Here is a 9,532-nt window from a genome sequence, read left to right on the forward strand (position 1 = left end):
TTTAAACCTTGGGTTTTAAACAATTAACGAAAAGAACTTACTTCTTCTTTTTAACTGCTTTTTTGTTTGGTAGATCAGTGATTGAACCTTCAAATATTTCAGCAGCAAGGCCGATCGATTCGTTCAATGTTGGGTGAGCATGAATGGTAAGCGCTAAATCTTCGCCATCTGCGCCCATTTCAACAGCTAGGCCGATCTCGCCAAGCATTTCGCCTGCATTGATACCAACCATAGCGCCACCGATAACACGGCCACTTTCTTTATCAAAGATAAGTTTCGTTTGGCCTTCAGTACGAGCAGATGCAATTGCACGACCTGATGCAGCCCACGGTAATACCGCAGTTTCGATATTTAAGCCTTGCTCTTTTGCTTCTTTTTCAGTTACACCAACCCAAGCGATTTCTGGATCAGTATACGCGATTGAAGGAATGCATTTAGGGTCAAAGAAGTGTTTTTGACCAGAGATAACTTCAGCAGCAACGTGTGCTTCATGAACCGCTTTGTGAGCAAGCATAGGCTGACCAACAATGTCACCAATCGCGAATATGTGCTCAACGTTAGTTTTAAGTTGCTTATCAACATTAATGAAGCCACGCTCATCAACGTTAACACCTGCTTTGTCTGCATCAAGTAGCTTACCGTTTGGTGTACGACCAACTGCTACTAGCACTTTGTCATAACGTACTGGCTCTGCCGGTGCATTTTTACCTTCAAACGTTACATATAAGCCGTCGTCTTTCGCTTCAACGCCAACAACTTTAGTTGATAGCATTACGTTGAACTTTTTGCTCACGTATTTTTGGTAAATCTTAATGATGTCTTTATCAGCAGCTGGTACTAGTTGGTCTGCAAACTCAACTACGTCGATTGCAGAACCTAGTGCACGATATACTGTGCCCATTTCAAGACCGATAATACCACCACCTAATACAAGTAGTTTCTCTGGTACATCTTTAAGCTCTAATGCGCCAGTTGAATCAATTACACGGTCATCTTGTGGAATGAAAGGCAAGTTAACAGGCTGAGAACCCGCTGCAATAATAGCATTATCGAACGTGATCGTTGTTGCGCCATCAGCACCTTCAACAGCGATAGTGTTGCTACCAGTGAATTTACCGTAACCGTAAACCACTTTTACTTTACGCATTTTAGCCATGCCGTCTAGGCCGCCAGTTAACTGACCGATTACAGATTCTTTCCAAGAACGTACTTGGTCTAAGTCAACTTTTGGTGCGCCAAAAGTAACACCATGAGATGACATTTCAGCAGCGTCATCAATTACTTTAGCTACGTGTAAAAGTGCTTTTGAAGGGATACAACCCACATTAAGACATACACCACCTAATGTGTCGCGAGATTCTACTAATGTAACTTCTAAGCCCAAGTCAGCAGCACGGAAAGCCGCAGAATAACCACCAGGACCACCGCCTAGTATAACAACTTGAGTTTTCAATTCGTTGCTCATGCTTTTACCTTAATTGTTTGAACGGGACACTGCCCTAAAGTTTAACTGCCATGTTTCTGCATGGGCAGAAAGGGGCATTTGTGCAAAGATTGTATCATTGCAAATGGTAAAAATCCCAGCAAAAAACAACTGGCTGGGATTTGATTCTATTTATTTAGCTACATGCATCAATTGCTGCATTACATTACTAATTGGCGAATATCGCTCATGTAACTTGCAAGGTTTACAGTAAAGCGTGCCGCTAGTGCGCCGTCAATCACCCTATGGTCGTATGACATTGAAAGTGGAACCATTAATTTAGGTTCAAACTCTTTGCCATTCCATTTTGGTTTCATTTCAGATTTAGATACACCTAAAATAGCCACTTCTGGCGCATTAACAATTGGCGTAAATGCAGTACCACCAATACCACCAAGACTTGATATAGTAAAACAGCCACCTTGCATATCAGATGAAGTTAGCTTGCCGTCACGCGCTTTAACAGATACTTCCATTAATTCACGTGATAACTCAATGATGCCTTTTTTATCAACATCTTTAAATACGGGTACAACCAAACCGTTTGGCGTATCAACTGCAACACCGATATTGATGTACTTTTTAAGAATTAAGCTTTCACCATCTTCAGATAAAGACGAGTTAAATGTAGGGAACTCAGCCAATGCTTTTGCCGCTGCTTTCATTACAAATACCAGCGGGGTGATTTTAACACCCAGCTTTTTCTTCTCGCTAAGGGCATTTTGCTCTTTACGGAAAGCTTCAAGGCTAGTGATATCGGCTTCATCAAACTGGGTAACGTGAGGGATTTGCACCCAGTTACGGTGTAAGTTTTTACCTGAAAGCTTTTGAATACGAGACAGTTTCTTCTCTTCGATTTCACCAAATTTAGCAAAATCAACTTTTGGCCATGGAATTAAACCAAGTTCGCCACCACCTGCATTGCCATTACCCGCAGATAACTGACCAGACTCTACTTGCTTAACTAGGTTCTTCACATAGTTTTGCACGTCTTCTTTCACAACGCGGTTTTTACGGCCTGAACCTTTTACATTCGCAAGGTTAATACCAAACTCACGGGCTAAGCGGCGTACAACTGGCGATGCATGAGCATACGCACTATTGTTTTCAAAACTTTCATTGCTAGCTTGAACTGGTGCTGCTTGCTCTGGTACTGGAGCAGATTCAGTTTTAGCTGCTGGTACAGATTCAGAAGCCGCTTTTTCAGCGGTAGCAGTTGGTGCACTGCCTGCAACTTCAAATACAAAGATAAGTGAACCGGTCGATACTTTATCGCCAGTTGCTACTTTGATTTCTTTAACTGTTCCTGAAAACGGTGCTGGTACTTCCATTGCCGCTTTGTCGCCTTCAACGTTTAAGATTGACTGTTCTTCAGTAACCTTATCGCCAACTGCAACCATTACTTCAGTCACTTCAACTTCATCACCGCCGATATCAGGCACGTTAACTTCTTTGCTACTCGGCGCTGAATTTTGTGCTGGTGCAGACTCTTGAGCTGGCGCTGCTTCTGCTTTCGCAGCTGCGGGCTCACTACCAGCCACTTCAAAAACAAACACTAAAGAGCCTGTTTTTACTTTATCGCCAGTTGCTACTTTGATTTCTTTGACTGTTCCTGCAAACGGTGCTGGTACTTCCATTGCCGCTTTGTCGCCTTCAACGTTTAAGATAGATTGCTCTTCTTCAACAGTATCGCCAACTGCAACCATTACTTCAGTCACTTCAACTTCATCATCGCCGATATCAGGAACTGTGACTTCTTTAGTCGTTGAGCCTGAAGAGGCCGCTGGTGCTGCGTCTTCAGTTTTTGCAGGTTCACTAGGTGCTTCTTCGTTTGATGCTTGCTCTTCACCTTCAAACAAGAATACTAAAGAACCCGTAGCAACTGTGTCGCCCACGTTTACTTTAATTTCTTTTACGATACCCGCCTGTGCAGCAGGTACTTCCATTGAGGCTTTATCACCCTCAACAGTTAGTAATGATTGGTCAACCTCAACTTTGTCACCAACGCTCACTAAAATTTCGGTTACTTCGACCTCATCGCCACCAATATCTGGTACTTTAATTTCAATACTCATTGCAAACCTCTTATGCGTACAGTGGATTAAGTTTGTTAGTGTCGATGTTAAACTTTTTAAGTGCTTCAACAACCACTGACTTTTCAAGCTCACCACGTTTAACTAGTTCAGATAACGTAGCAACCACTACGTAGCCGGCGTTAACTTCAAAGTGACGACGTAAGTTTTCACGGCTATCAGAACGGCCATAACCATCTGTGCCTAACACTTTGTAGTTGCTAGTTGGAATGAATGAACGTGCTTGTTCTGCGTAGTTTTTCATGTAATCAGTTGCAGCAACTGTCACTGAGTCATTCAATACGCTCGTGATATAAGCAGTCTTCTGCTCACTTTCAGGGTTAAGCATATTGAAACGCTCAACATCTTGACCATCACGCGTAAGTTCATTAAATGACGTTACAGAGTAAACGTCTGATGCAATACCATAGTCTTCACTTAAAATTGCAGCAGCTTTACGTACTTCAGTCATAATAGTACCTGAGCTTAATAACTGTACGTTGGCTTTTTTGCCTGCGTAACTTTCAAGCTTATAAATACCTTTACGAATACCTTCTTCTGCACCTTCTGGCATCGCTGGCTGCGCGTAGTTCTCGTTCATCAACGTCAGGTAGTAGTAGATACTTTCTTGCTCTTCACCGTACATACGACGAATACCGTCTTGCATGATAACCGCGACTTCATACACATAGGTTGGATCGTAAGAAATACAGTTAGGTACTGTGTTAGCAAGAATATGGCTGTGACCATCTTCATGCTGTAAACCTTCACCATTAAGCGTTGTACGACCAGCCGTTGCGCCTAATAAGAAACCACGCGCTTGCTGATCACCAGCCATCCATGCCATGTCGCCAACACGTTGGAAACCAAACATTGAATAGTAGATGTAGAATGGGATCATTGGTAAATTGTTAGTGCTGTAAGATGTTGCAGCAGCAACCCACGATGACATTGCACCTAGCTCGTTAATACCTTCTTGCAATACTTGCCCTGATGTTGCTTCTTTATAGTAAGAAACAATGTCACGGTCTTGTGGAGTATAGTTTTGGCCATCTGGATTATAAATACCGATCTGACGAAATAAACCTTCCATACCAAAGGTACGCGCTTCATCGGCAATAATTGGCACAATATTTTTACCAATACCTTTATCTTTTAATAAGATATTAAGTGCACGAACAAAGCCCATTGTGGTAGAAATATGACGTTTTTGCTCTTCAAGTAGTGGTTTGAACGCTTCTACTTCTGGCAGCACTAACTTTTCAGTAAAGTTAGGAATACGTTTTGGTGTGTAACCTTTAAGTGCATCACGGCGAGCATGCAAATATTTGTACTCTGGTGAATCTTTTTCAAGCTCTAAGTAAGGAAGATCTTTTAATTGCTCCTCAGATACTAAGTCATCTAAGCCTAAACGCGAACGTAAATGAGCAACGTGTGACATGTCCATTTTTTTCACTTGGTGAGCAATATTTTTACCTTCAGCCGCTTCACCCATACCGTAACCTTTTACAGTTTTAGCAAGAATAACGGTTGGTCGATCTTTGCTCTCTTCCGCCTTTTTAAATGCCGCGAATAATTTTGATGGCTCATGACCACCACGCTTCAGCGCGAAAATTTCGTCATCTGTCATATCAGCCACAAGTGCTGCGGTTTCAGGATAACGACCAAAGAAATGTTCACGGACGTACGCGCCATCTTTTGCTTTATATGTTTGGTAATCGCCATCGACTGTTTCGTTCATCAATTGTAATAACTTACCCGTAGTGTCTTTAGCGAGTAAGATATCCCAGCCGCAACCCCACACTAGCTTGATCACATTCCAGCCAGCGCCTTTGAATAGACCTTCAAGCTCTTGAATGATTTTACCATTACCCATTACTGGACCATCTAGACGCTGCAAGTTACAGTTAATTAAGAAACAAAGGTTGTCTAGTTTTTCACGGGCAGCAAAAGAAATAGCGCCACGTGATTCTGGCTCGTCCATTTCGCCATCACCTAAAAACGCATACACACGTTGGTTTTTAGTGTCTTTTAAGCCACGACCATCTAGGTATTTTAAGAAACGCGCTTGATAGATAGACGCGATAGGACCCAGACCCATAGATACCGTAGGGAACTGCCAGAATTCAGGCATTAATTTAGGATGTGGGTAAGATGGCAAACCTTCACCATCAACTTCTTGACGGAAGTTATCAAGCTGCGCAGCAGATAAACGACCTTCAACAAATGCACGCGCATAAATACCCGGAGAAATATGACCTTGATAATAAACTAAGTCACCGCCGTCTACATCATTTGGCGCTTTGAAGAAATGGTTAAAACATACTTCATAAAACGCCGCTGATGACTGGTAAGACGCCATATGGCCGCCTAGGTCTAGGTCTTTTTTCGAAGCACGCAATACAATCATGATTGCGTTCCAACGAATAATAGAACGAATACGGCGCTCAAGGTTTACGTCCCCAGGGTATGCAGGTTCTTGATCTACCGGGATCGTATTAACGTAGTTGGTGTTAATGCCTGTAGGCATATCAACACCGTCTAAACGGGCTTGCTCTAATACTTGCTCAAGTAAAAACTGAGCACGTTCAACACCTTCTTCACGCACAACTGATTCAAGAGCTTGTAACCACTCTTGTGTTTCTAGCGCGTCTACGTCAATTTTATTGACTTCAGACATATGGAGGTTTCCTTATGTTTAAAATACGAATATTGTTAATTTAATACAACGTATACTTAACTTTATGTGTTCTAAGTACCGTGTATTAGCTTAATTTTGTTTTGTGCGTCTTAAACTACGTTCAATTCGCGAATGCTCTTTACCTGCTTCAAGTAATGCCTCTTCAATAAACGCTAAGTGTGCATTACTTGCCAAACGCGCTTGTTCAGGGTTGCCATCTATAACGGCATCCATTAATAAACGTCTATGCTGAGCTAACTGACTACTAACATCTGATTTTTTTAATAAAACAGTTAAATTTTGCAGTACATTTTGTTCAAGTAGCGCTTGCATACCACGCACTAAATGCAGCAGTACTACATTATGTGATGCTTCTGCGATACAAAAATGAAACGCATTAATTGCTTTAGCTTTTTGTAGTAAATCATCATTAGCTAATACTATGCATTCAAAGCTTTGCTTAACTTTATCAAAATCAGTGCTAGTTCCACGAAGCGCGGCATAATAAGCAGCAATTCCTTCTAATGCATGGCGAAACTCTAATAAATCAAACTGCGATTCAGGATGTTTACTGATCAAGTCAAATAACGGATCAGTGAGCCCTTCTTCTAGCTGATTTTTTACAAACGTCCCGCCACCCTGGCGGCGTGTTACTAAGCCTTTTGCCTCTAGCTTTTGAATAGCCTCACGTAATGAAGGGCGAGACACTTCAAATTGTTTGGCTAATTCACGCTCTGGCGGCAGTTTCTCACCCGGTGCTAATGAGCCCTCAAGAATCATATTCTCAAGTTGCTGTAAAATAACATCCGATAGTTTTGCTGCTTTAATCTTTAAAGACATTAATCAACGTCCGCATTATAGTGGAAATGTAACCTGAAAAATCCAAGCTTGTCCCCAGAGACCAGACCAAAAGGTAAATTGGTCATACCAAATTTGAGCCATACGTTATCAAAAAGCAAGTTTACTGTCAATTTCGCTGCGATGCACCTTAAAAACACCCTAACGTATTTTGTACAAAGATCAAACAGTATGAGATAAAGCCAGTGTTTAGGAAATAATTTTATAGAAAAACACAATGGTCTGACCAGACAATTAGGAGATGAGGTTTTAGGTTTTAACTATAACTTCCCTAAAACCTAACACCTGTTTATTTACGCTAACCCGCCAAACAAAGTAAGCAAGGCTATCAATACTAAGTAAAACAATACATTGCGTTTTACAAGCTTCATCATACACGTTGCTTCGTATGCGCAACCAAAATGTTGCTGTTCTATTTGCTCTGCGGCAAGCGCGGTATTAGTAACCACTTTACGGTTACTCACCGTAAAATCGAGTACATAATGCAGCCAGCAACTGGTGCCCTTATTAAAGTTACCTATTACTAGATAACCAAAGCTGGCGATTCTGGCTGGTAACCAATCAAGCCAAAATAATAATGAATGAATAAGTTTAAAACGTTTAGCATATACAACTTTATGGTCGTTCTGCACTAAATCAGCAAAAGTACGCACTAATGCATACAAGGTCGCGCCAGGTACGCCTAATATTACAAACCAAAAAATAACTGCACAATAAAAACGAAAGTTTACCCAAGCCAATGTTTGTCCAAAGGTTTCGCCGCCTTTTTGCTCTTCCGTTTTCTTTTGCCCCATTTGCAGTGCATATAAGGTTGCCGCTTGTTGATCATCACGGGTTAGCGCATTTAAATACGACTTATATAAAGCCCGTTGTTTAGCACAGCCAAAGCAAACCAGCAGCACAGCCACATTAATAGCTAACTGCCATAATACAAAATCAGACAAGGTAAAAATAACCGCCACCAGTAATACCGGCAAACACAACCAAATAATAAATCCCGCAGGCGAATTAAATAGACCTTGCTCGCCAAGCTGTTTTTTTGAACGTGTTAAATAGCCTTGCGCGTAATAGCTTATTTGCCAATAATCTGAGCGGGCACCTAAACGCTCTAATATCAGAGCTATTATTATAGAAATTAAGATCATACTTTTTTATTCCAAATTGGCGCTAGTTAAAGCTGATTAAAATATAGTTATAGTGCAGCAAAATAATGGTTCCAATCAAAGCTCTCACCGGGATCTGTTTTTCGCCCTGGTGCAATATGACAATGCCCTACAATACGCGACCGCGTGATTGCTGGATATTTATTTATCAAAGCCTTAGTCAAAGATTGTAATGCATTATATTGATTTTGGGTATACGCCGTTGTATCAGTTCCTTCAAGCTCAATACCAATACTAAAATCATTACATTGGCTGCGCCCTAAAAACTCAGACTGCCCAGCATGCCAAGCCCGTTTACTAAATGGCACATATTGTACTATTTCACCACAGCGCTTAATAAAGCAATGTGCTGAAACTCTCACCCCCTTTAAATCAGTAAAACTGGGGTGTGCTTGGCAATCAATACAGCCCATAAATAAATCATCCACAAACGGCGTGGCAAACTGCCCTGCTGGTAAGGAAATATTATGGAGCACTAACAAGGAAATTTCGTCACCTTGCGGGCGCTCATCAAAGTGTGTACATGGTCGTTGAGTCGCCGTATCAACGACGCCAATAGAGTTTATTATCATAATGTGTCAGTAAATATAGGTATACTCAAATGCTAATAGATTTCAAAACAGAATAACAGCAAAGTCATTAAGTGCTTGTAGCAGCGAGTTTACCTCGCGACTGTTTTTACATTTACATAGACACACTATTTAACCACCGAGCACACCGAGACGCTTTGCTACACCGAGAAGACAAAAGTAAAGTTAATCACTATTACCTATTGGTTTTTCCTCTGTGAGCTCGGTGCTCTCTGTGATGAATAAATCACTTAAAAAGCTTTAATTGCCTGGTTTCCCCCGCCTACGCATTGGTAGCAGCGAGTTTACCTCGCGACTGTTCTTACATTTACACAGACACACTATTTAACCACCGAGCCCACCGAGGCGCTTTGCTACACCGAGAAGACAAAAGTAAAGTTAATCACTATTACCTATTGTTTTTTCCTCTGTGAGCTCGGTGCTCTCTGTGGTGAATAAATCACTTAAAAAGCTTTAATTGTCTGGTTTCCCGCGCCTACGTATTGGTAGCAGCGAGTTTACCTCGCGACTGTTTTTACATTTACACAGACACACTATTTAACCACCGAGCCCACCGAGACGCTTTGCTACACCGAGAAGACAAAAGTAAAGTTAATCACTATTACCTATTGGTTTTTCCTCTGTGAGCTCGGTGCTCTCTGTGGTGAATAAATCACTTAAAAAGCTTTAATTGCCTGGTTTCCCGC

The 9,532-nt window shown here is 41.5% G+C and carries 6 protein-coding genes; all 6 read right to left on the minus strand.

The window, feature by feature from the left end; all coding sequences use genetic code 11:
• Positions 1-37: 37 nt before the first annotated feature.
• The 6 genes from lpdA to ampD all read right to left on the minus strand — a co-directional run bounded on the left by lpdA (position 38) and on the right by ampD (position 8,828).
• Positions 38-1,465, minus strand: a complete 1,428-nt coding sequence (gene lpdA, locus HHO47_RS09440) for a dihydrolipoyl dehydrogenase (protein WP_169020072.1) — start codon at positions 1,463-1,465, stop codon at positions 38-40.
• A gap of 179 nt (positions 1,466-1,644) precedes the next feature.
• Complete coding sequence (aceF, locus tag HHO47_RS09445; RefSeq protein ID WP_169020073.1) at positions 1,645-3,558, minus strand: pyruvate dehydrogenase complex dihydrolipoyllysine-residue acetyltransferase; 1,914 nt, start codon at positions 3,556-3,558, stop codon at positions 1,645-1,647.
• A gap of 10 nt (positions 3,559-3,568) precedes the next feature.
• Positions 3,569-6,235, minus strand: a complete 2,667-nt coding sequence (gene aceE / locus HHO47_RS09450) for a pyruvate dehydrogenase (acetyl-transferring), homodimeric type (RefSeq protein WP_169020074.1) — start codon at positions 6,233-6,235, stop codon at positions 3,569-3,571.
• 90 nt (positions 6,236-6,325) lie between these two features.
• A complete protein-coding gene (gene pdhR, locus HHO47_RS09455) occupies positions 6,326-7,075 on the minus strand; it encodes a pyruvate dehydrogenase complex transcriptional repressor PdhR (protein ID WP_169020075.1) in 750 nt (249 codons plus the stop codon).
• Positions 7,076-7,386: 311 nt separating this feature from the next.
• Positions 7,387-8,238 carry a beta-lactamase regulator AmpE gene (ampE, locus tag HHO47_RS09460; RefSeq protein ID WP_169020076.1) on the minus strand — a complete coding sequence of 284 codons (852 nt, stop codon included), beginning with the start codon at positions 8,236-8,238 and terminating at the stop codon, positions 7,387-7,389.
• 47 nt (positions 8,239-8,285) lie between these two features.
• Positions 8,286-8,828 (minus strand): 1,6-anhydro-N-acetylmuramyl-L-alanine amidase AmpD, encoded by a 543-nt coding sequence (gene ampD, locus HHO47_RS09465; protein WP_169020077.1) that lies wholly within the window; start codon positions 8,826-8,828, stop codon positions 8,286-8,288.
• Between the last annotated feature and the right edge of the window lie 704 nt (positions 8,829-9,532).

It is taken from the genome of Pseudoalteromonas arctica (genome assembly GCF_012927645.1).
GTDB lineage: Bacteria > Pseudomonadota > Gammaproteobacteria > Enterobacterales > Alteromonadaceae > Pseudoalteromonas > Pseudoalteromonas arctica_A.

What these genes read in the sequence shown, in the direction of transcription:
- aceF (WP_169020073.1), bottom strand. Translation starts at nt 3,558, where the DNA reads ATGAGTATTGAAATTAAAGTACCAGATATTGGTGGCGATGAGGTCGAA.
- ampE (WP_169020076.1), bottom strand. Translation starts at nt 8,238, where the DNA reads ATGATCTTAATTTCTATAATAATAGCTCTGATATTAGAGCGTTTAGGT.
- ampD (WP_169020077.1), bottom strand. Translation starts at nt 8,828, where the DNA reads ATGATAATAAACTCTATTGGCGTCGTTGATACGGCGACTCAACGACCA.
- lpdA (WP_169020072.1), bottom strand. Translation starts at nt 1,465, where the DNA reads ATGAGCAACGAATTGAAAACTCAAGTTGTTATACTAGGCGGTGGTCCT.
- pdhR (WP_169020075.1), bottom strand. Translation starts at nt 7,075, where the DNA reads ATGTCTTTAAAGATTAAAGCAGCAAAACTATCGGATGTTATTTTACAG.
- aceE (WP_169020074.1), bottom strand. Translation starts at nt 6,235, where the DNA reads ATGTCTGAAGTCAATAAAATTGACGTAGACGCGCTAGAAACACAAGAG.